General features: G+C 50.5%; 25 protein-coding genes. 18 read left to right on the top strand and 7 right to left on the bottom strand.

Annotated elements, in window-relative coordinates; genetic code table 11:
* The 13 genes from IE054_RS14100 (at position 1) to IE054_RS14040 (ending at position 12436) form a co-directional block, all read left to right on the top strand.
* The gene (locus IE054_RS14100) at positions 1 to 1098 is read left to right on the top strand and encodes a TRAP transporter substrate-binding protein (RefSeq protein WP_189407510.1); all 1098 of its coding nucleotides are present in this window, start codon (positions 1 to 3) and stop codon (positions 1096 to 1098) included.
* 97 nt (positions 1099 to 1195) lie between these two features.
* Entirely contained in the window at positions 1196 to 2374 is a 1179-nt protein-coding gene (fabV, locus tag IE054_RS14095) for an enoyl-ACP reductase FabV (RefSeq protein ID WP_189407508.1), read from the top strand.
* A gap of 495 nt (positions 2375 to 2869) precedes the next feature.
* A complete protein-coding gene (locus IE054_RS14090) occupies positions 2870 to 4210 on the top strand; it encodes a Na(+)-translocating NADH-quinone reductase subunit A (protein WP_189407506.1) in 1341 nt (446 codons plus the stop codon).
* 3 nt (positions 4211 to 4213) lie between these two features.
* Positions 4214 to 5416, top strand: coding sequence for an NADH:ubiquinone reductase (Na(+)-transporting) subunit B (locus tag IE054_RS14085; RefSeq protein ID WP_189407498.1), 1203 nt, complete (start codon positions 4214 to 4216; stop codon positions 5414 to 5416).
* Complete coding sequence (locus IE054_RS14080) at positions 5406 to 6170, top strand: Na(+)-translocating NADH-quinone reductase subunit C (protein ID WP_189407495.1); 765 nt, start codon at positions 5406 to 5408, stop codon at positions 6168 to 6170. Before IE054_RS14085 ends, IE054_RS14080 begins: the two co-directional genes overlap by 11 nt.
* Before the next feature lie 10 nt (positions 6171 to 6180).
* A complete protein-coding gene (locus tag IE054_RS14075; RefSeq protein ID WP_189407492.1) occupies positions 6181 to 6813 on the top strand; it encodes an NADH:ubiquinone reductase (Na(+)-transporting) subunit D in 633 nt (210 codons plus the stop codon).
* 5 nt (positions 6814 to 6818) lie between these two features.
* The gene (nqrE, locus tag IE054_RS14070) at positions 6819 to 7427 is read left to right on the top strand and encodes an NADH:ubiquinone reductase (Na(+)-transporting) subunit E (protein WP_189407491.1); all 609 of its coding nucleotides are present in this window, start codon (positions 6819 to 6821) and stop codon (positions 7425 to 7427) included.
* Between the two features lie 21 nt (positions 7428 to 7448).
* Positions 7449 to 8681, top strand: coding sequence for an NADH:ubiquinone reductase (Na(+)-transporting) subunit F (gene nqrF / locus IE054_RS14065; RefSeq protein ID WP_189407489.1), 1233 nt, complete (start codon positions 7449 to 7451; stop codon positions 8679 to 8681).
* 63 nt (positions 8682 to 8744) lie between these two features.
* Positions 8745 to 9770 carry an FAD:protein FMN transferase gene (locus IE054_RS14060; RefSeq protein ID WP_189407488.1) on the top strand — a complete coding sequence of 342 codons (1026 nt, stop codon included), beginning with the start codon at positions 8745 to 8747 and terminating at the stop codon, positions 9768 to 9770.
* A 10-nt stretch (positions 9771 to 9780) separates the two neighbouring features.
* Positions 9781 to 10014 (top strand): (Na+)-NQR maturation NqrM, encoded by a 234-nt coding sequence (gene nqrM, locus IE054_RS14055; RefSeq protein WP_189407486.1) that lies wholly within the window; start codon positions 9781 to 9783, stop codon positions 10012 to 10014.
* Between the two features lie 152 nt (positions 10015 to 10166).
* Entirely contained in the window at positions 10167 to 11252 is a 1086-nt protein-coding gene (dinB, locus tag IE054_RS14050) for a DNA polymerase IV (RefSeq protein ID WP_189407484.1), read from the top strand.
* Entirely contained in the window at positions 11239 to 11481 is a 243-nt protein-coding gene (locus IE054_RS14045; RefSeq protein WP_189407661.1) for a DUF1653 domain-containing protein, read from the top strand. Before dinB ends, IE054_RS14045 begins: the two co-directional genes overlap by 14 nt.
* 103 nt (positions 11482 to 11584) lie before the next feature.
* The gene (locus tag IE054_RS14040) at positions 11585 to 12436 is read left to right on the top strand and encodes an MBL fold metallo-hydrolase (RefSeq protein ID WP_189407482.1); all 852 of its coding nucleotides are present in this window, start codon (positions 11585 to 11587) and stop codon (positions 12434 to 12436) included.
* A gap of 15 nt (positions 12437 to 12451) precedes the next feature.
* Here IE054_RS14040 and IE054_RS14035 read toward each other — a convergent pair whose 3' ends face one another.
* From IE054_RS14035 to IE054_RS14020, 4 genes are all read right to left on the bottom strand, one after another.
* Positions 12452 to 12634: a hypothetical protein gene (locus tag IE054_RS14035; RefSeq protein ID WP_189407480.1), complete on the bottom strand. Its 183-nt coding sequence runs from the start codon at positions 12632 to 12634 to the stop codon at positions 12452 to 12454.
* Between the two features lie 3 nt (positions 12635 to 12637).
* Positions 12638 to 14305: an amidohydrolase gene (locus tag IE054_RS14030; RefSeq protein WP_373293903.1), complete on the bottom strand. Its 1668-nt coding sequence runs from the start codon at positions 14303 to 14305 to the stop codon at positions 12638 to 12640.
* Entirely contained in the window at positions 14302 to 15315 is a 1014-nt protein-coding gene (locus tag IE054_RS14025) for a serine/threonine dehydratase (RefSeq protein WP_189407478.1), read from the bottom strand. The genes IE054_RS14030 and IE054_RS14025 overlap by 4 nt, the downstream gene beginning before the upstream one ends.
* Before the next feature lie 153 nt (positions 15316 to 15468).
* Positions 15469 to 17670: a S9 family peptidase gene (locus IE054_RS14020; RefSeq protein ID WP_189407476.1), complete on the bottom strand. Its 2202-nt coding sequence runs from the start codon at positions 17668 to 17670 to the stop codon at positions 15469 to 15471.
* Positions 17671 to 17731: 61 nt separating this feature from the next.
* On the opposite strand from IE054_RS14020, the gene IE054_RS14015 reads away from it, so the two are divergent.
* The 3 genes from IE054_RS14015 to IE054_RS14005 all read left to right on the top strand — a co-directional run bounded on the left by IE054_RS14015 (position 17732) and on the right by IE054_RS14005 (position 19876).
* Positions 17732 to 18361: an NAD(P)H-binding protein gene (locus IE054_RS14015; RefSeq protein ID WP_189407474.1), complete on the top strand. Its 630-nt coding sequence runs from the start codon at positions 17732 to 17734 to the stop codon at positions 18359 to 18361.
* Positions 18362 to 18420: 59 nt separating this feature from the next.
* Positions 18421 to 19092 (top strand): tRNA1(Val) (adenine(37)-N6)-methyltransferase, encoded by a 672-nt coding sequence (locus IE054_RS14010; RefSeq protein ID WP_189407472.1) that lies wholly within the window; start codon positions 18421 to 18423, stop codon positions 19090 to 19092.
* Between the two features lie 283 nt (positions 19093 to 19375).
* Positions 19376 to 19876 carry a YgjV family protein gene (locus IE054_RS14005; RefSeq protein WP_189407470.1) on the top strand — a complete coding sequence of 167 codons (501 nt, stop codon included), beginning with the start codon at positions 19376 to 19378 and terminating at the stop codon, positions 19874 to 19876.
* Between the two features lie 380 nt (positions 19877 to 20256).
* Here IE054_RS14005 and IE054_RS14000 read toward each other — a convergent pair whose 3' ends face one another.
* From IE054_RS14000 to fldB, 3 genes are all read right to left on the bottom strand, one after another.
* The gene (locus tag IE054_RS14000; protein ID WP_189407469.1) at positions 20257 to 20667 is read right to left on the bottom strand and encodes an ExbD/TolR family protein; all 411 of its coding nucleotides are present in this window, start codon (positions 20665 to 20667) and stop codon (positions 20257 to 20259) included.
* A gap of 138 nt (positions 20668 to 20805) precedes the next feature.
* Positions 20806 to 21588, bottom strand: a complete 783-nt coding sequence (locus tag IE054_RS13995) for a CLCA_X family protein (protein WP_189407467.1) — start codon at positions 21586 to 21588, stop codon at positions 20806 to 20808.
* Positions 21581 to 22120: a flavodoxin FldB gene (fldB, locus tag IE054_RS13990; RefSeq protein WP_189407465.1), complete on the bottom strand. Its 540-nt coding sequence runs from the start codon at positions 22118 to 22120 to the stop codon at positions 21581 to 21583. Before fldB ends, IE054_RS13995 begins: the two co-directional genes overlap by 8 nt.
* 249 nt (positions 22121 to 22369) lie before the next feature.
* Here fldB and IE054_RS13985 point away from each other — a divergent pair, with 249 nt between their 5' ends.
* Together IE054_RS13985 and IE054_RS13980 are read left to right on the top strand one after the other, a co-directional pair.
* Positions 22370 to 24256, top strand: a complete 1887-nt coding sequence (locus tag IE054_RS13985; RefSeq protein WP_189407463.1) for an HDOD domain-containing protein — start codon at positions 22370 to 22372, stop codon at positions 24254 to 24256.
* Between the two features lie 159 nt (positions 24257 to 24415).
* Positions 24416 to 25225, top strand: coding sequence for a hypothetical protein (locus IE054_RS13980; protein WP_189407461.1), 810 nt, complete (start codon positions 24416 to 24418; stop codon positions 25223 to 25225).
* Positions 25226 to 25230: the final 5 nt, after the last annotated feature.

Genomic DNA, 25230 nt, shown 5'->3' with positions numbered 1-25230 from the left:
ATGAACAACCCTGTACGTGTGACCTTGCTGGTGCTGCTTTCTGCGCTGACAGCCGCTTGCTCTGAGAATAGCGCACCGCAGCAAGGCGCCGAGCAAACGACACAACAAACCTTCGAGTGGAAAATGGTAACGGCCTGGCCAAAGAATTTCCCGGGGCTCGGCAGGGGGCCTGAAACCTTTGCTGACGTCGTTGAAAAAATGTCTGCAGGGCGACTGAAAGTAACAGTGTATGGTGCCGGTGAGCTGGTTCCCGGATTCGAAGTCTTCGATACGGTTTCACAGGGCACGGCGCAAATGGGACATGCCGGGGCCTATTACTGGAAAGGCAAAATACCGGCTGCGCCGATATTTTCTGCTATCCCGTTTGGCATGAATGCTATTGAGATGAATGCCTGGCTTCAGTATGGCGGTGGCATGGAATTGTGGCGCGAACTTTACGCGCCCTTTAACGTTATCCCCTTTGCCGGCGGCAATAGTGGTGTTCAGATGGCGGGCTGGTTTAAAGACGAGATCACCAGTCTGGAGGACTTCAGAGGCCTGAAGATGCGGATCCCAGGGCTTGGCGGGGAAGTCTTCAAAGAGGTCGGTGGTGTACCGGTGACACTAACGGGCGGCGAGATTTTTGTGGCACTGCAAACCGGTGCCATTGATGCCACCGAATGGGTGGGTCCTTATAATGATCTGGCCTTTGGTCTTCACCGCGCGGCAGACTATTATTATCATTCCGGCTGGCATGAGCCAGGCACAGCGCTGGAATTTATTGTGAATAAAGATGCCTTCAACGCATTACCTGATGACTTACAGGCAATTGTTGAGACAGCAACCCGAGCCGTTAACCAGGATATGCTCGATGAGTACACGGCGCGTAACAATAATGCTATGCAAACGCTGATTGAAGAGCATGGGGTACAAGTTCGACCATTGCCAGATGATGTGATCCGCGCGCTCAGAGCAGCAACCACGCGGGTAATGGAAAAGCAGGCCGCCAACGATGCTGACTTTGCGCGAATTTATAAGGCATATCAGAGTTTTTATCGTGATGTTGCGCAGTATCATGCCCTGTCAGAAAAGGCGTATTACAACAACCGGGACAAGTAATGCCGACTCACGGCACCGGGACAGTTAAGCTGCTCAGAGTTGTTATCCGCTCTGGCTTGCATACAATAGCCGCACATTCATAAAAGGACAGAAATCTATGGTTATCAAGCCGAAAGTCAGAGGCTTTATCTGCACAAACGCGCACCCCAAGGGCTGTGCGGAAGCGGTCAAACAGCAAATTGACTACATTCGGAATGCGGGCGTCAGTGGCGAAGGCCCTAAAAATGTCTTGGTGATAGGTTGCTCAACCGGGTACGGCCTGGCATCGCGTATTACCTCAGCATTTGGTTACGGCGCCAACACCCTCGGCGTGTGTTTTGAAAAAGCGCCAACTGAGCGCAAAACCGGTACCGCAGGCTGGTATAATACGGCCGCCTTTCATACGCAGGCGCGCAACAATGACCTCTATGCTGAGACGCTCAATGGCGACGCGTTTTCTCATGAAATGAAACGTGAGGTTATCGAAAAAATTAAACAGGATCTGGGCAAGGTCGATCTGGTGGTGTATAGCCTGGCCTCGCCACGCCGTACGGACCCCAATTCCGGTGAAACCTACAAATCCACACTGAAACCAGTGGGTGAAACCTATACCACCAAAACCTATGATACCGACAAGGATCTGGTTCACGATGTGACGCTGGAGCCGGCCAGCGACGAAGAAATTTTAAACACCATTAAGGTCATGGGCGGTGAAGACTGGGAAATGTGGCTGGATGCCCTGGCAGAGGCCGGTGTGCTGGCTGAAAATGCTCAGACCACGGCCTATACCTATATTGGTAAAGAACTGACCTGGCCCATTTACGGGCAGGCGACCATTGGTAAAGCCAAAGAAGACCTGGATCGCGCGGCGGCAGCGATTATCGGCAAACACAGTGATCTGATGATCGATGCCCATGTCAGTTCGCTAAAAGCACTGGTAACACAGGCAAGCTCTGCTATCCCGGTAATGCCGCTGTACATCTCACTGTTGTATCAGGTCATGAAAGATGAGGGCACTCACGAAGGCTGTATAGAGCAGATCCGTGGACTGTTCTCTACCTGTCTGTATGGTGATACGCCGGTCCTTGATGAAGCGAACCGCTTCCGTATGGACGGTAAAGAAACCAATGACGAGACTCAGGCAAAAATTAAAGCGCTGTGGGATGACGTCAGCCAGGAAAACTTCCATGAACTGAGCGATTATGCCGGTTACCACCATGAGTTTTTGAAACTGTTCGGTTTTGATATCGACAATGTCGACTATGACGAAGATGTTGACCCGCAGGTAAGCTGGTAATCCGGTGCGATATGCAGGTGATTAAGCCGTCTTTTCGACGGCTTTTTCGTGTCTGCTCAAGGAGCACATGATTAGCCGGGCGGGTGCATACAGGAATTGACAAAAAGCGGAACCGCGTATCGCAGATTATAAGATTAAGTTTTGTAGAAAAATTGAGGTTTATCTGTGATTAACGTGGCGCAAGGCTGGTGGTTAATGCTAAAATCCCGAAGTTAAGTGAGGGTGTTGTATATACCGTCGCGACGGCTATGGCGGCCAGACCTCTAAAAACCCAATAATATCAGTTGCTTGCCATTCGTCGTCCCGTGATTCCGCAGCAAACGGAACGCCATCTGTCACGTCGTTTTTACGCAAAGCGATCAGTGAGTAAAAAGTAAGTTGTAATAACAATCAGTAACATGGTTTACCCTGTTCTGAGTACGCTTTTGCATGCTGACAGGCAACGCTGCCTACGTCATGCAAAAGAGTATTTCTATTAGAGTAGTGCGATTACATATGATAAAAATCAAGAAAGGTCTCGACCTCCCAATTGAGGGGGCGCCTTCACAGCAAATCTCTGACGGTTCTGCTGTGACGCGCGTTGCCATTCTGGGAGAAGAATATGTGGGTATGCGTCCTACCATGCACATTCAGGTTGGTGACAAAGTAAAAAAAGGTCAGCTTCTTTTTGAAGACAAAAAGAATGCAGGCGTTAAATTTACTGCACCGGCCGCGGGTGAGGTGGTAGAAGTGAACCGTGGTGCAAAACGTGTCCTTCAGTCAGTGGTGATTAAAATCGAAGGCGATGACGCCGTCGAATTTGACAAAATTGCTGCGAAGGATCTGGCGAACACGGACCGCGAAAAGCTGCAGTCAATCCTGGTTGATTCGGGCATGTGGACAGCGCTGCGTACGCGTCCGTTTAGCAAAGCGCCAGCTCTGGACTCTGCACCGCATTCCATTTTCGTAACAGCGATGGATACCAATCCGCTGGCGGCTGACCCTACAGTTATTGTTGGTGAGCGCGAAGAAGACTTTGTTAACGGATTGAAAGCCTTGACTGCTTTGAGCGAAGGCAAGGTCTTCGTGTGTAAAGCACAGGGTGCGTCCATTCCAACTGGTGACGCAGCCGTTGATGTGGAAGAGTTTGGTGGTCCGCATCCGGCCGGTTTGCCAGGCACTCACATCCATCACCTTGATCCCGTAGGACTGAAAAAGACCGTATGGCACGTCAACTATCAGGACGTGATGGCCATCGGAGCCTTGCTGACCAGTGGTGAGCTGGATAACCGTCGTGTAGTAGCACTAAGCGGTCCTGCTGCCAAAGATCCACGTCTGGTCAGAACGCTGCTGGGCGGCGATGTGACTGAGCTGACCGAAGGCGAGATCGAAGGCGACGAAGTGCGTGTTGTCTCTGGCTCGGTGCTGAATGGCACTACAGCACAGGGCGTCCATGGTTTCCTTGGTCGCTTCCATACACAGGTCTCACTGATTAAAGAAGGCCGTGAGAAAAAGCTGTTCGGCTGGATTACACCCGGCTCAGACAAGCACTCGGTGACCCGTGCCTACCTGGGTCATTTAAGTGGCGGCAAAAAATTCGATATGACAACAACAACCAATGGCTCTGAGCGCTCGATGGTGCCCATTGGTAATTATGAACGCGTTATGCCCCTGGATGTCATTCCCACGCTGCTGTTGCGTGATTTGATCTCCGGCGATACTGACAGTGCTCAGGCGTTGGGTTGCCTCGAGTTGGATGAGGAAGATTTGGCATTGTGTACCTACGTGTGCCCTGGCAAATACAACTATGGTCCGATTCTGCGCGACTGTTTGACCACGATTGAGAAAGAGGGTTAAGTCATGGGTTTAAAAGCGTATTTAGAGAAAATCGAACCTAATTTTGAACCAGGTGGTAAACACGAAAAGTGGTACGCGCTGTATGAAGCTGCGGCAACCATTTTTTATACACCGGGTAAAGTCAACAAAGCCAGCACGCACGTGCGTGATAGCATCGACTTAAAACGCATCATGATCATGGTCTGGATGGCAACATTCCCGGCGATGTTCATGGGTATGTACAACATTGGCCTGCAGGCCAGTGAAGCACTGGCAGCGGGTTCTGGCACATTGCCGGATGCCTGGCAGGCGAGCCTGTTCACCGCACTTGGCGGCGATCTGACTGACGCTGGCTGGTTAGGCATGATGTTTTATGGTGCATGTTTCTGGCTGCCTATTTATGCCGTGACCTTTATCGTCGGCGGCTTCTGGGAAGTTTTGTTTGCATCGGTGCGTAAGCACGAAGTGAACGAAGGCTTCTTCGTTACCTCGGTGCTGTTTGCATTAACCTTGCCCGCGACCATTCCTTTATGGCAAGTGGCGTTAGGGATTACGTTTGGTGTCGTTATTGCAAAAGAAGTATTTGGCGGTACGGGCCGTAACTTCCTGAACCCGGCACTGTCGGGTCGTGCGTTTTTGTATTTTGCCTATCCAGCCCAGATCACCGGTGATCAGGTGTGGGTCGCTGCAGATGGCTATTCGGGTGCAACTTCACTGAGTCAGGCGGCCTCTGGCAACCTGGATTTCTCCAATATGGACCAGTGGATGAACAGCTTCCTGGGCACCATCGCAGGTTCTGCCGGAGAGGTATCTACCCTTGCGATTATGATTGGCGGTCTGTTTATCATGTACATGCGTATTGCCAGCTGGCGTATTGTCGCCGGTGTTGCGCTGGGTGTTGCTGCTTTTGCAACGCTGCTTAATTTAGTGGGCAGTGATACCAATTACATGTTTGCCATGCCAGCGCACTGGCACTTTGTTGTCGGCGGTCTGGCCTTCGGTATGTTCTTTATGGCAACCGATCCGGTATCAGCATCGTTTACAGATACAGGAAAGTGGGCTTACGGATTCTCTATCGGCATGATGACCGTGCTTATCCGTGTGGTTAACCCGGCCTTCCCTGAAGGGATCATGCTGGCCATTCTGTTCTGCAACCTGTGGGCACCACTGTTCGACTATTTCGTCGCACAAAGCAATATCAAGCGGAGGGTAGCACGTGTCGGCTAAGAAAGAATCTCTAGGAAAAACAATCGGCATCGTGGTTGCAGTTTGTTTGGTCTGTTCTGTTGTTGTATCGGGTGCAGCTGTAGGCTTGCGTAGTATTCAGCAAACCAATGCATCACTGGACAAAAAATCTAACATCCTGACGGCTGCTGGCCTGTACGAGCAGGGCATGAGTGCTGACAACATTGAATCTGTCTACGCAGAGCGTGTGGAACAGCGCTTTGTTGACCTGGAATCCGGTGAATTCACCGAAGCACCAGGCAGCGATTACGACATGTACAAGGCGGCTAAGAAAACTGACATGAGCACCAAGGTTACGAACAGTAACGTTGGCTTTCAGCGTCGTCCGAACGTGGCTAGCGTGTGGATGGTACGAGATGATGCGGGCGAAGTATCACGCGTGATTCTACCGGTGCACGGCAGCGGCCTATGGGACCTGATGTACGGGTTCCTGGCAGTAGACAATGACGGACAAACTATTCGTGAGCTGATTTACTACGATCAGGCGGAAACACCAGGACTGGGCGGTGAAGTTCAGAACCCTGCGTGGCAGGACAAATGGGACGGCAAGAAACTTTACGAAGATGGCGAAGTGGCTATCCGCGTGAAGAAGAATGCAAAACCAAGTAACCCGCACTCTGTTGATGCACTCTCTGGTGCAACGCTGACCAGTAACGGTGTGGAAAACACCATCCGTTACTGGACCGGCGAACAGGGCTTTGGCGAGTTCCTGAAGAAACAAGCATGGCGTTCATAAGGGGAGTTTCATGGCTGACACTAAAGAAATGAAAAAGGCCCTGTTTGGGCCAATACTGGACAACAACCCTATTGCCCTGCAGGTTCTGGGTATTTGTTCTGCACTGGCAATTACCACCAAGCTGGAAACAGCACTGGTAATGTCACTGGCGCTGACCAGCGTGGTCTCGTTCTCGAATCTGTTTATCTCACTGATTCGCAATCAGATTCCGTCAAGCGTTCGGATTATCATCCAGATGACCATTATTGCCTCACTGGTAATCGTGGTTGACCAAATACTTAAGGCCTACTCCTACGAGGTCTCAAAACAACTGTCGGTATTCGTTGGTCTGATTATCACCAACTGTATCGTAATGGGACGTGCCGAAGCGTACGCAATGAAGAGCCCACCTCTGATGAGTCTGCTGGACGGCATCGGCAACGGCCTGGGATATTCGTTCATTCTGATCGTTATCGGTACCATTAAAGAACTGTTTGGCTTTGGAACTATTCTTGGTTTCGAAATTCTGCCACTGGTGCAAAACGGTGGCTGGTATCAGGGCAACGGCCTGCTGATCCTGCCATTCAGCTCATTCTTCCTGATTGGCGGTATGGTGTGGTTCATCCGTACTATTCGCCCTGAACAAGTTGAGCCTAAGGAGTAAGTGTCGTGGAGCATTATTTGTCACTGTTTGTTCGCTCAATCTTTATTGAGAACATGGCACTGTCCCTGTTTTTGGGTATGTGTACGTTTCTGGCGGTATCTAAGAAAGTAAAAACCGCCATGGGCCTGGGTGTGGCGGTTATCGTCGTACTGGGTATTTCGGTGCCGGTTAACCAGGTTATTTATGTAAATATTCTGGCGCCTGGTGCGCTGGCATGGGCCGGCTTCCCGGATGCTGACCTGAGCTTCCTGAACTTCCTGACGTTTATCGGGGTCATTGCCGCATTGGTACAGATCCTTGAAATGAGTCTGGATAAGTTCTTCCCGGCGCTTTACAACGCGTTAGGTATCTTTCTGCCGCTGATCACAGTTAACTGTGCCATTTTCGGTGGTGTTGCATTCGCGGTTCAGCGTGAATACAACTTTGGCGAAAGTATCGTCTATGGTGTTGGAAGCGGTGTTGGCTGGGCGATTGCGATTGTACTGCTGGCCGCCGTGCGAGAGAAGCTTAAGTATGCCGACATGCCGGATGGCGTGCGTGGTTTGGGCTCGGTCTTTATGATTGCGGGTCTGATGGCGCTGGGCTTCCAGTCATTCACTGGTATTCAGCTTTAACCAACGCTTGGGAGCAATTATATGAATCAAATTGAGATATTTCTTGGCGTCGGCATGTTCATTGCCATTGTACTGGCGCTGGTATTCATCATCATGTTTGCCAAGTCAAAGCTGGTACCGAGTGGTGATGTTGAAATCATGATTAACGATGATCCGGATAAGGCAATCACTGCCTCACCGGGCGGAAAACTGCTGGGCGCGCTGGCTGACGCCGGCATTTTTGTATCGTCGGCCTGTGGTGGCGGTGGCTCTTGTGGTCAGTGTCGTGTAGATATTAAATCAGGTGGTGGTGAAATTCTGCCTACCGAGCTTGATCACATCACTAAGCGCGAAGCGCGGGAAGGATGTCGTCTGTCCTGTCAGGTTGCGGTCAAGCAGGATATGGAGATTGAGCTACCAGAAGAAGTCTTTGGTATTAAGAAGTGGGACTGCGAAGTCATTTCTAATGATAGCCAGGCTACGTTTATCAAAGAGCTTAAGCTTAAAATCCCTAATGGTGAAAGCGTACCATTCCGTGCTGGTGGTTATATTCAGATCGAGGCACCACCGCACCATGTGAAGTATAAAGACTTTGATATTCCGGAAGAGTATCGTGCTGACTGGGAACGTTTCGGTTTCTTCGACATCGAGTCTAAAGTCGATGAAGAGGTCATTCGTGCGTATTCCATGGCAAATTACCCGGAAGAAGAAGGCATTATCATGCTGAACGTGCGTATCGCTACGCCGCCACCAAATAACCTGAGCCTGCCAGCGGGTAAGATGTCCTCGTACATCTGGAGCCTTAAGGAAGGCGACAAGGCAACGATTTCCGGTCCGTTTGGTGAATTCTATGCCAAAGAAACGGATGCTGAGATGGTATTCGTCGGTGGTGGTGCTGGTATGGCGCCAATGCGTTCGCACATTTTTGACCAGCTTCGCCGCATCAAAACGGATCGTAAAATTACGTTCTGGTACGGGGCTCGCTCACTGCGCGAAATGTTCTACACAGAAGATTTTGACGAACTGGCAAAAGAAAATGATAATTTTGACTGGCACGTTGCTCTCTCAGATCCTCAGCCTGAGGACAACTGGGAAGGCGACACCGGCTTTATCCACACCGTGTTGCTTGAGAACTACCTGAAGGATCATCCGGCACCGGAGGATTGCGAGTTCTATATGTGTGGTCCACCTATGATGAACGCCGCCGTCATCAATATGCTCAAGGATTTGGGTGTTGAAGATGAAAATATCATGCTGGATGACTTTGGTGGTTAATCTATAGCAGATATAATAGGAAGGGGGCCAAGGCCCCCTTTTTTTGTACCCGAGAGGAATGAGATGAGTCATATTGTTCGCCGACTATTGTTAATTGGCCTGTGTGTCATGTTTGTCGCAGCCGGATGCAGCGACAAAGAATCCCCGGTGGTACACCTTTATGGTGACACCATGGGCACCACGTACAATATAAAGTATGTGGCACAAGAAGACCTGACAGATGAGGGACTTCAGAAAAAAGTAGATAAGCGTCTGGCCGAAATCAACAAGTTAATGTCGACCTATGACACGACGTCAGAGTTGTCCCGGTTCAACCAGTATCGCTATACCGATTCATTTGCGGTGTCGGACGAGACCCTGGTTGTCGTCGAGGAGGCCATTCGACTGGGTAAGCTAAGTCAGGGTGTACTGGATGTAACGGTCGGACCGCTGGTCAACCTGTGGGGCTTTGGCCCAACCAAACGACCGGAAAAGATCCCGTCAGACGCCGATATAGAGGAAGTACGGGACTACGTTGGCCTAGATAAATTGTCTGTGACTGACAATGGACTGCAAAAGTCACATCCCATGGTCTATGTAGATTTGTCTACCATTGCTAAGGGCTATGGGGTTGATCAAATTGCAGAGATGCTGGAACGTTACAACATAGAAAACTACCTCATTGAGATTGGCGGTGAAATGCGGGTGAAAGGACACCGTGGTAATGGCGATGAGTGGCTTATTGCCATTGAGAAACCGGTGACCACGGAACGTGCGGTACAAAAAGTTGTCTCAATAGGAGAGAACGCGATTGCCACGTCAGGGGATTACCGTAACTACTATGAAGACGATGGCGTGCGCTACTCGCACCTTATCGATCCGCGCACCGGCAGGCCGCTCAGGCACAATCTGGTGTCGGTAACGGTTGTGCACCCGTCTTCGATGACTGCCGACGGTCTGGCTACCGCGTTCAACGTGATGGGCTGGGAATCGGCGAAGTCCATTGCCAGAGAACAAAATCTGGCTGTGTTTTTAATTCGTAAAACAGATGATGGCTTTGAAGAGTTTGCCTCTTCAGAGTTTGAAAACATCGTTGATGTTCATAACTGAGGGGGATGTAATGTCCACATTTATTCTTGCGTTTGGTTTCTTTCTGGTCATGGTAGTGGCCATGGGTATTGGTTACATATTGCAACGCAAGTCCATAGCCGGTAGTTGCGGTGGCCTGGGGGCACTGGGTATTGAAAAAGCCTGTGACTGCCCTGAACCCTGTGACCGTAAAAAAGCCCGGCAGGAAAAGCAGCAAGCTCGGGATAAGAAGCTTAAAGAGTGGCAAGAGAATCAGATCCTCTAACCCCTGCTCCAGCCACGGAGTGGAAAAAAGCTAATCTGACAAACAAAGGGCGTCACACCGTGGCGCCCTTTCTCTTTTGACACGAAGGGCTGCGCGATTTAAAGAAATTATGATACTGTACGTTCGAACAGTGTTTTTGGTGGAGTTACAGCTTGCGTAAAATCATCCATATCGACATGGACTGCTTTTACGCCGCAGTGGAGATGCGGGATGATCCCTCATTGCGGGATATTCCTATCGCCATTGGTGGCAGCAGTGACCGCCGCGGTGTGATTTCGACCTGTAATTACCCTGCCAGAAAGTATGGCGTGCGTTCAGCCATGGCAACCGCCTACGCCATGCGTTTGTGCCCCGATCTGAAACTGATTCGCGGCCGCATGGATCTGTATGTGCGCGAATCGCAGCGGATCCGTGCGATATTTTCAGATTATACAGACTTGATCGAACCGCTATCGCTGGATGAGGCGTATCTGGACGTGACTGACACGCAACTGTTTGGTGGCAGCGCAACGCTGATTGCCGAAGATATTCGCCGTCGTATTTCTGCAGAGCTGGGTCTGACGGCCTCGGCAGGCGTGGCGCCCTGTAAATTTGTGGCTAAAGTTGCCAGTGACGAAAACAAGCCTGATGGCATTTGTGTCATTTCGCCTGACAAGCTGGATGCGTTTGTCCGCGAGATGCCCCTTAAAAAAATTCCCGGGGTAGGCAATGTCACCATGCAAAAGCTGCAGCGCATGGGGCTGGCAACCTGCAACGATGTAAGAGGTTACCCGTTTGAACGCATTCAGCGCGAGTTTGGTAAATTTGGCCGGGTACTCTGGGAGCGTGCCCATGGGATTGATGAGCGCGAACTGAATGTCAGCCGTGAACGTAAGTCAATTGGGGTAGAGCGGACACTGACTGAAGACATTCACAGCCTTGAAGAGTGTCAGGCGTTTTTGCCGACATTACTTGAGAAAATGGCGGAGCGAGTCGACCGTCATCGCGATAAAACCGGCAAGCCTGTGCATATCCGCACCCAGGGTGTGAAGCTGAAATTTCAGGATTTCCAGCTTACCACCGTCGAGCACCGGCAGCCCAGTTTAGATAAAGCCTATTTCTATACGCTACTTGAGGAGGCGTATGCCCGCGCCAATGGCCGCGGGATCCGGCTGCTGGGACTGCACGTCGGCCTGGCGGAATCGGCCCAAAATGAACAACTTGTCCTGCCATTGGAGATCTATGATGACAACACCTAAGTTACCTAAGCCCGGTCGCTACCAGCACTATAAAGGCAACTACTACGATGTGCTGGATGTGGCGACGCATTCTGAGGACGAGAGCAAGCTGGTGGTATACCGTCCGTGCTATGGCGCGCGGGCATTATGGGTTCGGCCGCTGACCATGTTTATGGAAACCGTGGATGTTGAAGGGCAGCCTGTTCCCCGGTTTCGCTACACCGGTCCGACTCCGGAAGACAACGAATAAGTATTGCCAGCAACAGAGGTGGCCGGGATACGGTAAATGATCTATCTTTTCCGTAGCCTCATATAGTTGTAGCAACTGCGTTTATCCTGGGATCCGAATACTTATGAAACTGATAACCTTAATGTTACTGACCTCGCTGTCCTTTGTCGTACTAGCGCAGGACCGATTTGCAGATGTCACCATCACAGATACGCCACTGAAAGGGTCGGTGCATATGTTGCAGGGTTCGGGCGGCAATATTGGCGTGTCTGCCGGTGACGACGGGATTTTGATCATCGATGACCAGTATGAACCGCTGGCGGAGCGCATTGCCGAAGCGCTTGGCGAACTGGGCAGTGATAAGCCTAAGTATATAATCAACACCCATTATCACGGCGATCACACAGGCTCGAATGCGTTTTTTCATGAACACAAAGGCGCCACAATTTTTGCCCACGAAAATGTTCGGATCCGTCTTGCCGGCGATGAAAAAGTCAGTGAATCAGCATTACCGGTCGTAACCTACAAAGATGGCATTAAGCTGCACTTTAATAATGAAACAATTCACGTTATGCACTTACCGGAAGGTCACACTGATGGCGACAGCGCCGTATGGTTCGAGGAGCCGGATGTGCTGCATACCGGCGATTTGTTTTTCAATGAGCGATTCCCTTACATTGATACTAAAGCGGGCGGCAGCGTGACTGGCTATATACAGTCGGTAGAAACGCTACTGGGCAAAGCAGACAATGATACGGTCATCATTCCGGGTCACGGACCTCTGGCCGACAAAGCCGCTTATGAAACGTTCCTGAGCATGATCAAAGCCACCTTTGATATTGTTAAGAAACACAAAGCGGATGGCATGTCGGAGGCGGAGATTATTGAGGCAGGTCTGGGCGAAGAGTGGGCGTCCTGGGGGTGGCAGTTCATCAGCGAAGAGCGCTGGATTAAAACGCTCTACCCTGAAGCGTGACAGAAAACGGCAGCCTCAGGCTGCCGTTTTACGGTGCATACAGCTTAAGAACCCAAAGCAACAGAAATAGCCAGGGCTGGCGGGCTCCAGCGTTTCAGCCATACGGGTGGGCAGCGCAAATATGCCTGCACCAATCAGCCCGTCTAAAACCAAAAACGAGGCCGCTGCAAAACCAATCCCGCGGGTGAGTGACGTCATGGATTAGTCTGCCTGGTACTGACTTTCCCCGGCGACATAGGTGGCCAGTACCTGGGTTTTCCACAAGTCCTGCGGTTCGATAGTAAAAATATCGCGATCAATAAGGATAAAGTCGGCCCACTTTCCGGGGGTAAGGGTGCCTACCTTGTCCTCCATATGCGCGGCGTACGCAGCATCCAGGGTAAACCCCTTTAGCGCCTGTTCGGTAGTCAGCGCTTCATGTGCGTACCACCCATCCACCGGATTGTTGTTGCGATCCTGCCGGGTGACGGCTGCGTGAATACCGTAAAACGGGTTTGCCAGTTCAACCGGAAAATCCGAGCCCAGTGGCACGGCAATCCCTGACTCAAGCAGGGTCTGCCAGGCGTAGGCGCCTTTCATGCGATCTTCACCAATGCGGTCCTCTGCCATGTTCATATCACTGGTGGCGTGGGTCGGCTGCATCGATGGCAGCACCTCAAGTTCAGCAAAGCGTGGTAAGTCACTGGGCGCGACCACTTGGGCGTGTTCAATGCGGTTGCGCAGGTCACGCCCTCCGCTTTCACCGAACACGCGGGCAAAGGCATCCAGCGCCAGACGGTTAGCTTTGTCCCCGATGGCATGGTAGTTAAGCTGAAAACCAGCGCCTAATACTTTGGTAAACAGGCTGTCCATATCATCCGGTTGTGTCAGCAGCAGTCCATGCTGATGCGGCGCATCTGAGTATGCCTCAAGCAGTGCAGCGCCACGGCTACCCAGGGCACCGTCACCGTAGGCTTTTACCGAGCGGATATGCAAAAAGTCGTCAGGCGAGGTGATGATCCCGTTATCCAGCATCATACTAAGCTTTGGATCGGTAGCTGCGAGCATGGCATAAACCCGCACGGGCATGCGCTGGTTCAGCGTCTGTGCCAGATAAAAGTCATAAACGCGGTGGCTGATGCCGGCGTCATGCATACCAGTAATGCCTTCTGACAAAAGGTGCGCACCCGCTGCGTTAAGCCGTGCGCTGAGCTGCTCACGGGTTTCTTCGGGCAATTGTGATTCTACCAGTGCCATGGCGTTATCAATCAGTACCCCGGTCGGTTTACCGCTGGCATCGCGCATGATTTGTCCGCCTTCCGGATCGGGAGTCTCTGCCGTTACCCCTGCCATGGCCAGCGCCTTGCTATTGGCCCAGCCCGCATGACCATCAACACGTACCAGCCATACCGGGCGAGCGCTGAGTTTGCTGTCAATCTGACTGGCCGTCGGGAATGCACGATCTGGCCATAGTTCCTGATTCCAGCCGCGGCCAATCAGCCATGGCTGATCTGTGTTGCCCATAGCATAGGCCGCAACGCGCTCAACCGCATCGCTGGCGCTGTCTGCTTCCCGTAAATCAACTTCCAGCAAGTTAGCTCCCAGCCCCATCAGATGGCCGTGAGCATCGATTAAGCCGGGCAACATGGTTTTGCCTTTGCCATCAATGACGTGGTCAAAGGCGTCAGCGCTCTTGTCCGTATTCAGTGTGGCGACTTTGCCTTCATCAATGACCAGCGAAGTAAATTGAATAAGGCTTCCCTCGTCATTGAAGGTATAGCCGTTCACATTATTTACCAGCGTGGTTGCGGCGCTTGCCTGAGTTATATTCAGCAGCAGTATCAGAGAGGCAAGCAGTGCCCGGCACGGCATTGCAGAAAGTGTGGTCATTCGCTGACTCCTTGTGAAGCAATAATAGGGGGCTGGCTAAGATAATCGACATCCCAGATGGTACGCATAGCAGACTGACTGATGTTGCCGCCAGAGAGCATCACCAGTGCGGTTTGTCCCGGCGCTGTATTAACCGCCCAGGCGGCCACTGCGGCCATGGTCATGGCGCAGGTGGGTTCGATATGCAGTTTAAGTAAATGATGCAGCCATTGTGTCCAGTAACAGATTTGCTGTTCATCAACTTCGTAAAAATCATCCAGTTGCTGAATAAACTCAAAGGTGTAGGGGCCGACGGAGGGGGTGGCCGCGCCATCAGCAAGGGTATCCGGCGGACCGTCCAGACGCACGATTTCCCCGCATTGCAGCGAACGGGATGCATCATTGGCTGCCTGAGGCTCGGCGCCGATAACACGGGCTTCCGGCATCTTTTCACGGGTTGCCAGCAAAGTGCCGCTTAACAGACCGCCGCCCCCGCAGGGTGCAAACACGGCATCGATCGGACCCGTTTGCTCAAACGCTTCCAGCGCTGCAGTTCCCTGACCGGCAATAATGTAAGGGTGATTATAGGGTGGGATCCAGACAACACCGTCTTCCTTCGCCGCTTCCTCTACAGCGGCATCGGCTTCTTCCCGGGTAGGCAACAGCACAAGGTCTGCCCCGTACGATTTTGTTGCGGCCGCTTTTATTGGCGAGATAGATTCGCTGGCATAGATAGTCGCAGGAATGCCAAATGCCTGAGCCGCTTTTGCCACCGCCTGTGCATGGTTGCCTGAGCTGTTCGCGACAACCTGTTGTGGCAAGGCGTCCTGTTCTTTCAGACTGGCCAGGAAGTTGGTTGCGCCACGCAGTTTAAAGGCGCCGGTGGTTTGCAGGCATTCGGCCTTGAACAGAATACGGTGACCAAACCAGGTGTTTAATAAAGCAGATTCCATGATCGGAGTGCGTTGTACCGATGAGCGTACACGCTCAAGGGCCGCAGCCACGTCTGCAAACGTAGGAGAAGACAGCATACTAAGCACTATTCACAAATAACCATCTGTCTACACTACCATTTTTTTCAATGGCTGGGACAGAGGAATAGGAGTAACATAAAAGTATTCAGGGGGAAACGAAATAGTAAAAGGTGTAGCGAAAAACTACACCTTTTACGCTATCTGAAGACGTTACGGCTTCAGGTGTTTATCGAAGAAGTTAGTAATGGTGTGGTATAAGTGAATACCCGTCTGTTTACCCCGGATACTGTGCTTTTTACCTGGATAGTCCATGGTTTCAAAGGGAATCGCCAGATCCTGAAGGTGCTTGTATAACATGGTGCTGTGGGTAAACAACACGTTGTCGTCTGCCATGCCATGGTAAATCAGCAGCGGGTTTTTAAGATCTTTTGCATAGGGAAATACAGACGATGCGGTGTAAGCCGCGTCATCGGTTTTGGGGTTGCCCATATAGCGTTCGGTATAATGTGTATCGTATAAACGCCAGTCGGTGACCGGTGCGCCCGCGACACCCGCCTGAAAGTAATCGCCGGCTTTAAACATGGTCATTAGCGTCATGTAGCCACCATAGCTGTGGCCATGCACACCAATGCGGTCGGCATCGACGTAGGGCAGGGTGCGCAAAAATTCAACGCCGCGGACCTGGTCTTCAACCTCAATGCTGCCCATCTGTTTGTAGATAGGATCTTCAAAGGCTTTACCACGGTAGTTAGAACCACGGTTATCCAGCGAAAATACCACATAGCCCTGATCCACCCAGTGTTGCATCAGCAAGCCACGGTTGCCGCCCCAGCTGTTGGTCACAACCTGTGCATGGGGGCCGCCGTACAGATAAACGATGACCGGATTTTTCTTTTTCATGTTCTCCGGCTTATATAACCGGTACATGAGCGTTGCTCCGTCCTTGGTGGTAAGCTCACCAAACTCCGGCTGAGTCCAGCTGTCTTTAAACGGTGCCAGCGGATGATCGGCATCAACGGCGTTTTGCTCAAGCCAGGTCAGTTGCTTGCCACTGGCCTGATGCAGGCTAACCTGAGGTGGGGTGTTCACGGTTGAGAAACGATCAATGTAGATTGATGCATCGCGGCTAAAGGTAATGTTGTGAAAGCCGTCGCGGCTTGTCACTTTATTAATGTTGCCACCATCCAGCGAGACACTGTACAAATGGCTTTCAAGCGGCGTATCTTTACGGCCGGAGAAGTAAAGGGTTGCGGCGTCGTTGTCAACGGCCTCCAGCGCATCGACTACCCAGTTTCCTGATGTTAACTGACGAAGTAGTTTGCCGTCATTATTGTACAGATAAAGGTGCTTAAAGCCGTCACGTTCTGATGCCCAGATAAACTGGTCGCGCCCAGCCAAAAAATGCAGGTCATCGTGCAGGTTCACCCAGGTTGGGCTGACTTCCTGAAGCAATACTGATTGTTTGTTGCTCGCCAGGTGATACGCGCGCAGCTCCAGCGTTTGCTGATTGCGGCTTTGCCACTGATAGGTAAAAGTTTCGCTATCCGGCATCCACTGACCCCGGGCCAGGTAGATGTCTTTATCTTTACCTAAATCAATCCACTGACGCTCACCGCTGTCCAGCGACTGGACGGCCAGTGTGATCTCGACATTGTCTGTTCCTGCCTTCGGGTACTTTTGTTCGATAAGCTTAATGTCGTTGGCATAGATTTCGGTACGGGTAATATTGTCTACCGGCGTTTCGTCCACTTTGGTAAAGGCAATGTGCGATTCATCAGGTGCCCACCAGTAGCCTGTCATGCGACTCATCTCTTCCTGCGCGACAAACTCGGCCATGCCGAACTTGATGTTGCCGCCGCCTTCGGTGGTAATGGCACGTTCTTCACCGGTTTTGATGTTTTTAACGTACAGGTTTTGTTCGCGAATATAAGAGATGAAATTACCTTTGGGCGATAACTTGATATCTGTCTCAAAGGCTTCGGTGTTAAGCAGGCGCTTGGCGTCGTCATCCCCCAGCCGGAAATAATAGACATCGCCGCCCAATGGAAAGAGTAGCGCCTCGCCGTCGTCAGACCACTGGTAACTGACAATCCCCGAACCTGACAAACGCATACGTTCACGCCGCGCTTTTTCTTCGTCTGACAGCGTTTCTTCACCGGTCAGCAAGCTTGCAGAGTCAAATAACATGCGGGTTTTGCCACTGTCGATGTGGTATTCCCACAAGTCCAGTTGCTCATAGTCGGATTGTTTACCGCGCAGGAAGGTAACGCGCTCACCGTCCGGCGATACTTTTAATTCGCGGGGGGCGTTGCCATCAAGAGAGGGAGAGGAGAAAATACGCTCTATATTGAGCGATTCTGCCTGACTGGCTGTATTCAGCATGAGAGCTCCGAGTAACAGGATTTTCTTCATTGTTATCTTCTTCAGTTTCTGTCGAAGGGTTGATTGTAGAGATTACACAGGATGATACAAGTTGAGCAGTTTTAAATCCGCCCTTGTACTTGGCGCAACCGGCCTGGTAGGGCAAAACCTGGTGCGCCGGCTACTGCGCGATCATCGCTATCAGCGTATCTGTTTGCTGGTTCGTAAACCACTGGCGTCGACCTTATTTGATGATCCCGACGGCAAACTTCAGCCGGTGGTCATTGATTTTGACGCCCTGCAGGATTACCAGGGCTACTTTATGGTCGACCACGTATATTGCTGTCTGGGCACCACGTTGAAGCAGGCCGGATCAAAGGCCGCGTTCAGGCGCGTGGATTTTGAATACATTCATGTGGCCGCGCAACTTGCACGCGCGCAGCGCTGCAGCAGTTTCGTGTGGATCTCATCAGTGGGTGCCGATGCCAGTAGCAGCAATTTCTACCTGAAGGTAAAAGGTGAACTGGAAAACGCCATTATGCGCATGCCGCAACTGGACAATGCATCAGCAGTGCGCCCGTCATTGCTGATTGGCGAGCGGCAGGAATCCCGTCCCATGGAAGCGCTGGGGCAAAAGCTGGCACCACTCTTTGCGCCCCTGCTAAAGGGGCGGCTGAAAAAATACCGTCCTGTCGACGCTAAAGAAGTAGCGGCCAGCATGGTGGCCCTTCAGCACTTCTAGCCATTGGCATGTCTGTTTTCCGTTGTAAGCAGTTTACGGTGCGCCAGCATAACTGCGCCATGAAGGTAAATACTGACAGTCTGATCCTGGGCAGTTGGGCGCAGGTGGGCGACGAACGTCGTATACTGGATGTCGGCACTGGCAGTGGCATTTTATCTTTGATGCTGATGCAGCGCGCCGCGCCTGATACCCGCATTGATGCCATCGATATTGATGCAAAGGCTGTCGCACAGGCCGCCGACAACTTTCGTCAATCGCCGTGGGCGGATAACTTGCGTGCTCTGCGGGCCGATCTGACAAGCTGGCAGCCACATCCCCGCTACTCGCTGATTATTTCCAACCCGCCATACTTCAGCGCCCCGTCCGCACATACCAATGCTTACAGGGAGCAGTCGCAACGCCGCCAGGATGCGAGGCAGTCGCGTACCCTAAGTCCTGCGTCGCTATTGCACTTTGCTGCCCGGTATTTAACAGATGGAGGGAGGCTGTATTGTCTCTACCCTTATCAGCAATCAGACGCTGTGGTCGCACAGGCCAAAGACGCGGGGCTTCGGCCAGGCCCACGCCTGGATATACGCCATAACCAGGTATCGCAGCCGTATGTGTCTGCGCTGTGCTTTACTGCCGCCCAAGATTGTAAGGAGCGTCAGATGTTAACCATCAGGGACAGAAAGGGGGCGTACACGGAGGAGTTCCGGTCACTGTGTCAGCCCTATTACCTTAACTTCTGAATCACGCTGACCACCAAGGGAAGATGCGAATAAGTCTATCATCACTCAGCGAGTCCTGAAGTGCGTAAGTGCGTAGTCGCAAGGCAGGTTTCGCAAGCAATGGCTAACCCCGTGGTAAGAAGGCTTTTCCCAAGCTGTGCTGGCACTTTGCATGCAGGATAAGTATGATGCGCCAGCGTATTACTGGCGGGACATGCGACACATCACCGATGAACGCGCATAAAGATAACGAAGCTAAAAAGTAAAAAGTAAAAAGTAAAAAGTAAAAAGGTAAACACTGACTATGGATATGCTTGCTGAAGGATTTGGTGCACTGGCGGTGGTACTGAATTTTATTGGCTATCGCCAGAATAAAGTCGAGAAATATTTGTTCGTGTCGTCGTTTGCACTGATGAGCGTCAGCATTCACTTCTTTATGCTGGATGCCATGGCAGCAGGCATTGGTACACTTCTGGCCAGTATCCGCAATATGGTTGCTCTGAAGTACCGGGGCAAATCAGTGCTGTTTTTCTTTGTCGCCGCTAACATTGGCTTTTTTATTTACGAGTGGTTTGGGCTTGACCACGGGCCGCTGATCATTGTGGCCTACACATCGTCACTTATCTTTACCGTTGGCTCTATTGTTATTCGCGATGCCATGCGCATTCGTCAGTGGTTTCTGGTGGCAGAGTCTCTGGGGTTGATTTACTCAGTATCGGTAGGCAGCATTTTCGGCACGGTATTTAACGTCAGCAACTTAAGCAGCATTATCAGTAAGCTGTATATGGAGCGTCGCCGTAACTAGCAGGCTGCTGATACAAAAAACGAATAGCGATTTCAATTACAGGCAGGATCTTTTCTTTGCATTGTCTGTGAACACAGCTGGACTGTGTTGTTTTTCTATCTGAATGTTACTCGTGAGACGTCTGACAATCTTGAAAGTCTGATAAAACTGCCGGGCAGTGTCAGAGATATGCCGCAGCGGCTGGCGTTACGTGGAGTCCTGACGAACGGGAAAACAAAACATTGTGTACTTCACTATTACTTCTGCGCTAAATACCCTTTGTTTATTGTGGTTAGGCTGTAAGCGGTTGGAGTTTGCACTAGAAATATCAGGCAGGTAGTTATGCGCACAAAAAAGCCGCCCCAGGGGGCGGCTTTCAAATTCTTTTAAAACCAGAACGGTCAGGATGAGCCTTTAACCAGCACCGATACCTTATCAATACCAGCAATCTTCACCTGGTTCATCACTTCAACCACCAGACCATGCTCTGCATTCTCATGCGCCTGTATTGCAGCCGTGTCTGTAACGTTTTCAGCCAGGTATGTTTGCGCGTTAGCAACCACCCGACGAACATCAACCTCACGGCCACCCATAACGATCGTACCATTCTCATCGATACGGATAGACAACGCCTGAGAAGGCTTGTTGGTCTGTGACTCATTGTCTTCGGGGCGATTTACATCCAACCCTTTCTCTTTCACGAACGAGGTCGTTACGATGAAGAAAATCAACATGATGAACACGATGTCCAACATGGGGGTCATGTCAATCTGGGCCTCATCTTCGGCCGAGGTATGCTTTTTTCTTTTCATCTCGTCTTCTTTCTTCTGCTACGTTCGAGCACGACAGTATACGGGTTGTCACAAAAAATTTCAGCTTTTTGCACAAAAAACGCCGCGCATTAACACTTGTTGATAAAAACCGGATTCGACGCCTGAAGTAATATTACCTCAGGATTTGTTCGTAAGGGCGATACCTAACTGATAAAAATATAACTTTAACGCATTGTTAAGTCTATGTCGCAAGGTATCACGAGGATAAATCCCAAGTCTAGCTTCCGTTGACATTTTTGTCCCCTGAACCAGAAATGCGTTTTTAATTTCTGCGTCCTGAATGCAGGCCTCAAACGCCCGGGCCGCCACTTCCTGTGGCATGGCATAGTAATACATATTTAACGCGCGATCAGCCTGAATAGATCGTTGTAAAAACTCGCTTGGGCTGTTGTCGCTGGCCAGAAACATGGATGCAAAACATTCACACAAGCGTTCATTGAGCGGGTGTGGATGCATGGTCGCGTTATCCAGCCACGCCTGTGACGCAAAGCTACCGGACTTTCGTATAGCAAAGACTTTGCCGGCTATGTAGTGATCGAAAGCATGAAACCACTCATGTGCAAGCGCGCCACCGCCAGCATTTTTAGCCAGCGCCAGCTGGCGCCGGGCACTGTTGTAGTGCGCGCTGCTGTGTTTCTGGCCGCCGCTGCCAAAGGCCAGCGACAGGCTGCCGTTGAGTGAAATCACCTGCTCATTGACGCCCAGAATCAGTTGCAGGTCGCAGAGCGCATCGAAAAAAAGATTCGCTGCAATCTGCTGCTCGTCAGGCCGCACCCAGCGCCCCACCGTGATGCTGGCAAAATTGAACAGTTTTTTGATGTCCTGAAAGCTGACATCTGCCCCATCCCGGTGGCTGGGGCCATTGCGATAAAATTCGCTGTGCAGCCGTCCTTTACTCACTCAGCTCCTCAATTAACTGCGTGCACCAGTCGCGGATCCGGTCATCGGTTTGTTCATACTGATTTTCGTCATCCAGCGACAAGCCGACAAAATGACTGCCATCTGCGTTCAGGCCCTTGGACTCGGCAAAGTCATAGCCCTGATTCGGCCAGGCACCGATGATTTTGCAACCCGAAGGGGCGATGGCTTCATGCAGCATACCCAGCGCATCCTGAAACCAGTCGGTATAGCCAATCTGGTCGCCAAGGCCGTACAGCGCCACAATTTTACCGGATAAATCTAACTGATGAACCTCATCCCAGTGTGACTCCCAGTCTTCCTGCAGTTCACCAAAGTCCCAGGTAGAAATACCAAAAATCAGAATGTCGTAATTGGCGGTATTGCTTAGCGCCACCTCCTCAATATTGTGGACGTCCACCACCTGGTCATCGAAAAGTTCGTTCAGCTGGGCCTGAATTTTCTCTGCTGCCATCTCGGTATAGCAGGTTGTGGACCCGTAAAAAAGGCCGATGGCGATTGCCGGCTCACTCATGCATTACCCTCTGAGTCGCGATTTACATGAAAACACGGGATTCTAACCTTTAATCGTTGCCATACAAAGCCAGGCAGGTCTGCCCGTTTATTGTTTGCTGATATGGAAGCGATGCCGGTTAACCTGAGCTATTGCTTTTTACTCGCTGAACGCGCGCAGTGGAAGTGCGATAAATGTTTGTTCTGTGTAGCCTTTATATTAGTCTACTATCAACAAACTGATTTACATTTCCCGATCACGACGAATATTATGACATCGCCTGGTACAGAGATTGTTGCCCCACCACTTAGCATCAGTTTATTAACGTCGCTATTTTCATTGATTGATAAGCCGATCGAAAAGCTGCGAGAAGAAGTGTTTCCGTTGGCAAAACGGGCACTGCCAAAAGATATCGACGACAGCGTGTTAATTGAGTTGCCGGAATTTGATGCCTGCTTCAGCTATTTAAAAAAGCATTATTTAGCGTCTGAACTTGCCACACATATTCCGAAGCAGTTGCATGTTAGTCAATACGGGCTGATTGGATTTCTCATCGCCACGGCTTCAGATGTAAAGCATATGTTTCAATTGATTGAAGAGTGCGGTGAAGACTTAGGCTACTTTCACCGTGCCAGAGTAAAGCGCCATGACAATAATGGGTTGCGCCTTACACTGTCACAACAAAAAAGCTGGCAGAATTTATCCCGGGACACGCAAAGCTATCTTGTTTCTTCTTGGTGTCGCCTGATTGAAGTAGGGTTGGGTCGGCATGGTCATAACAAGCAGTTGCAGTTAGCCGTGCCTGAGCATTGTGTGCAGACTATTCAGGCCGAGTACCCTGACGTATTCTATGTCCAGCGAAGCCATGCATCGTCTGTAGAAATCATCGCGCCAAAGGACTTTGTCCACTACCGGTTGCCTGGGGGGAATGAGCGGTTACACAAAGTTTTTCTCAGAGAGCTATCGGAAATTCAAACTGAACGAAATAGTCAGGACAGTCTGTCAGGTAAAATACTAAAATATTTAAAATCAATAGCGGATTACCGGGATGTATCGAGTACCAGCATGGCGTCTCACTTTGCGATCAGTGAGCGTACGTTAAACCGGAAACTGGCCTCCGAGCAGACTTCATTTAAACAGTTGTTTGTTACCGTGAGAAGTTTTAAAGCCCTGACGCTATTGTTAAAAGGTGAGTCTGTCGAGCTGGTGGCGGACAAGATGGGCTTCTCTGACAGAACAAGTTTTGAGCGCTCGTTCAAGAGCTGGCAAGGGGTTACTCCGGCTAAATTTCAGGGGAAATACGCTGCGCTATGCAGTGAAAAACCTGCCCAGGATATTCTTGACCCTCAGAATATTCCAAGTTTGCCCGACGTTGCAACAAAACTTCTCTCCGAGCTGAATAAACCCGAAGCAAATATGAATGCTGTAGCAGACATCGTGACCCACGATGCGATGTTATCTGCAAAGGTACTGTGGGTGGCGAACAGCAGTTACTACGGTAATCTGGAAATTAAAAGTGTTAAGCATGCCATTCTGAGTGTCTTTGGGACTAGTAAGCTCAAAGCACTGGTCATCAGTCTGTGCGCAGAAAACCTATTTCAAATTCCAGAGGACACGTTTAATTACGACGAGTATCACTTCTGTTCTTACCTCACAGCCAGGGCAGTAGAGCTGTTATACGACAAGTCTGGTACGGATAAGAAACTGGTGGCGGATCTTTATTTCGCAGGCTTACTACACAATATCGGTCATATTTTTATACGTTACTGCTTGCCGGAGAAATATGCGGAAATTTACGCAGAAACCCGCAAAGAAGCGTCCTGGGAAACAGTAAATAACGTGCAGTCATTACGGCTGAATATCAATGCGTCAGAGTGTTCGGCAATGCTGGCAATGGCATGGGAGTTACCGTTTGATATTAAGGGTGTGCTTAAAGAGCTGGCTTACCCCACTCGTCAGTCTGAGCATGTTGATGTGCTTCGTGCGTTAATTGAATTGATGCATCAAACCTATCGCGCGAAGGGAGATCAGGAAACCATTGATGCCATATTTGCATCAACGCACGCGTTTATAAGTAGCGTTGGAGCAAACGGGCTTTCTGTGACGGCGATGAGTCAGATAAGGGCAATGGTTGATGAGCACTCATATTTCGGCTGACTTGGATTCAGATAAACAAAAAAACACTCGTATATAAATGCATACTTTAAAGTCTGATTTTATCTATCAGTTGTCGGAAATTGTGGTTTTATTGTCGGCGATCAACATGTTGTAACTGTTCAAAAATTAGGTAATATTCCGTCATCGGAGGTTGTTGTTATGAAAAACAGAATATTTATCGCATTGTTAGCGGGCATGATTGCGTCAGGCAGTGCATCAGCGTCATTTATTGATTCGAAAGATTTTTCATCTAAGAATGAAAATAGTTACTGGACCAACCATGACCTTGGTCTGGATTTTCTCAGACTGGAGTGGGCGGACACGCTGGGCGCAGATGTCAAAAATGCCGCCAATCAGAAAACACTCGAAGATTTCAACACATTTGTTGAGACTAACGATGAAGGCTGGCGCTTTGCGACAATGGGTGAGTTTGATTCCTATATTAACTGGTTTGATTCAGATCCAAACATCGATGGCTGGTCGTTAGCGCAGAACGAAGGTGGAAACCTGTTTTTCGACTTGAATGGGCTTGGTGGTGGCTTTCAGGATCAATATGGTTTTGACCATGAAGGGTATACGTACTGGCAGGTCGGGACACTGAACCCCGATGCCCAGGCTGGTGAGAATCCGTTCCACTATGTTTGGTTTGCAGATTTTGGCGATCAGGACAGTCGGGTGACATGTGTTGAATGGTCGGTACTATGTCAGGCATCGTTCTTCCCAACATTTGAAGGTTATATGCCCGACTTTTCATCGTTTAATGCTATTTCTGCAACGTATCAAAAAGACGGATTTCACGACCAGTGGGCAGGTAATCCTCTTAATTACGCACCTTTGTTAGTAAGAGATGTGGGCGGTCCCTCGTCCTCGGTGACAACCAGCGTAAACGAGCCTGCAACAGGAGTATTAGCATCCCTCGCAATTTTGGGTATGATGATGCGTAGAAGGTTGGTAAGAAATCAACGTTAATTAGC

Origin of the sequence: Alteromonas halophila (assembly GCF_014651815.1) — a bacterium.
Taxonomy (GTDB): Bacteria; Pseudomonadota; Gammaproteobacteria; order Enterobacterales; family Alteromonadaceae; genus Alteromonas; species Alteromonas halophila.
Note: the sequence above shows the minus strand (reverse complement) of the source record. Positions and strands in the feature narration are given on the sequence as shown.

What these genes read in the sequence shown, in the direction of transcription:
- IE054_RS14090 (WP_189407506.1), top strand. Translation starts at nt 2,870, where the DNA reads ATGATAAAAATCAAGAAAGGTCTCGACCTCCCAATTGAGGGGGCGCCT.
- IE054_RS14020 (WP_189407476.1), bottom strand. Translation starts at nt 17,670, where the DNA reads ATGAAGAAAATCCTGTTACTCGGAGCTCTCATGCTGAATACAGCCAGT.
- IE054_RS14045 (WP_189407661.1), top strand. Translation starts at nt 11,239, where the DNA reads ATGACAACACCTAAGTTACCTAAGCCCGGTCGCTACCAGCACTATAAA.
- IE054_RS14030 (WP_373293903.1), bottom strand. Translation starts at nt 14,305, where the DNA reads ATGACCACACTTTCTGCAATGCCGTGCCGGGCACTGCTTGCCTCTCTG.
- IE054_RS14010 (WP_189407472.1), top strand. Translation starts at nt 18,421, where the DNA reads ATGAAGGTAAATACTGACAGTCTGATCCTGGGCAGTTGGGCGCAGGTG.
- fabV (WP_189407508.1), top strand. Translation starts at nt 1,196, where the DNA reads ATGGTTATCAAGCCGAAAGTCAGAGGCTTTATCTGCACAAACGCGCAC.
- IE054_RS14075 (WP_189407492.1), top strand. Translation starts at nt 6,181, where the DNA reads ATGGCTGACACTAAAGAAATGAAAAAGGCCCTGTTTGGGCCAATACTG.
- IE054_RS14060 (WP_189407488.1), top strand. Translation starts at nt 8,745, where the DNA reads ATGAGTCATATTGTTCGCCGACTATTGTTAATTGGCCTGTGTGTCATG.
- IE054_RS13985 (WP_189407463.1), top strand. Translation starts at nt 22,370, where the DNA reads ATGACATCGCCTGGTACAGAGATTGTTGCCCCACCACTTAGCATCAGT.
- IE054_RS14000 (WP_189407469.1), bottom strand. Translation starts at nt 20,667, where the DNA reads ATGAAAAGAAAAAAGCATACCTCGGCCGAAGATGAGGCCCAGATTGAC.
- IE054_RS14085 (WP_189407498.1), top strand. Translation starts at nt 4,214, where the DNA reads ATGGGTTTAAAAGCGTATTTAGAGAAAATCGAACCTAATTTTGAACCA.
- nqrM (WP_189407486.1), top strand. Translation starts at nt 9,781, where the DNA reads ATGTCCACATTTATTCTTGCGTTTGGTTTCTTTCTGGTCATGGTAGTG.
- IE054_RS13980 (WP_189407461.1), top strand. Translation starts at nt 24,416, where the DNA reads ATGAAAAACAGAATATTTATCGCATTGTTAGCGGGCATGATTGCGTCA.
- IE054_RS14025 (WP_189407478.1), bottom strand. Translation starts at nt 15,315, where the DNA reads ATGCTGTCTTCTCCTACGTTTGCAGACGTGGCTGCGGCCCTTGAGCGT.
- nqrF (WP_189407489.1), top strand. Translation starts at nt 7,449, where the DNA reads ATGAATCAAATTGAGATATTTCTTGGCGTCGGCATGTTCATTGCCATT.
- IE054_RS14100 (WP_189407510.1), top strand. Translation starts at nt 1, where the DNA reads ATGAACAACCCTGTACGTGTGACCTTGCTGGTGCTGCTTTCTGCGCTG.
- IE054_RS14040 (WP_189407482.1), top strand. Translation starts at nt 11,585, where the DNA reads ATGAAACTGATAACCTTAATGTTACTGACCTCGCTGTCCTTTGTCGTA.
- fldB (WP_189407465.1), bottom strand. Translation starts at nt 22,120, where the DNA reads ATGAGTGAGCCGGCAATCGCCATCGGCCTTTTTTACGGGTCCACAACC.
- IE054_RS14005 (WP_189407470.1), top strand. Translation starts at nt 19,376, where the DNA reads ATGGATATGCTTGCTGAAGGATTTGGTGCACTGGCGGTGGTACTGAAT.
- IE054_RS14035 (WP_189407480.1), bottom strand. Translation starts at nt 12,634, where the DNA reads ATGACGTCACTCACCCGCGGGATTGGTTTTGCAGCGGCCTCGTTTTTG.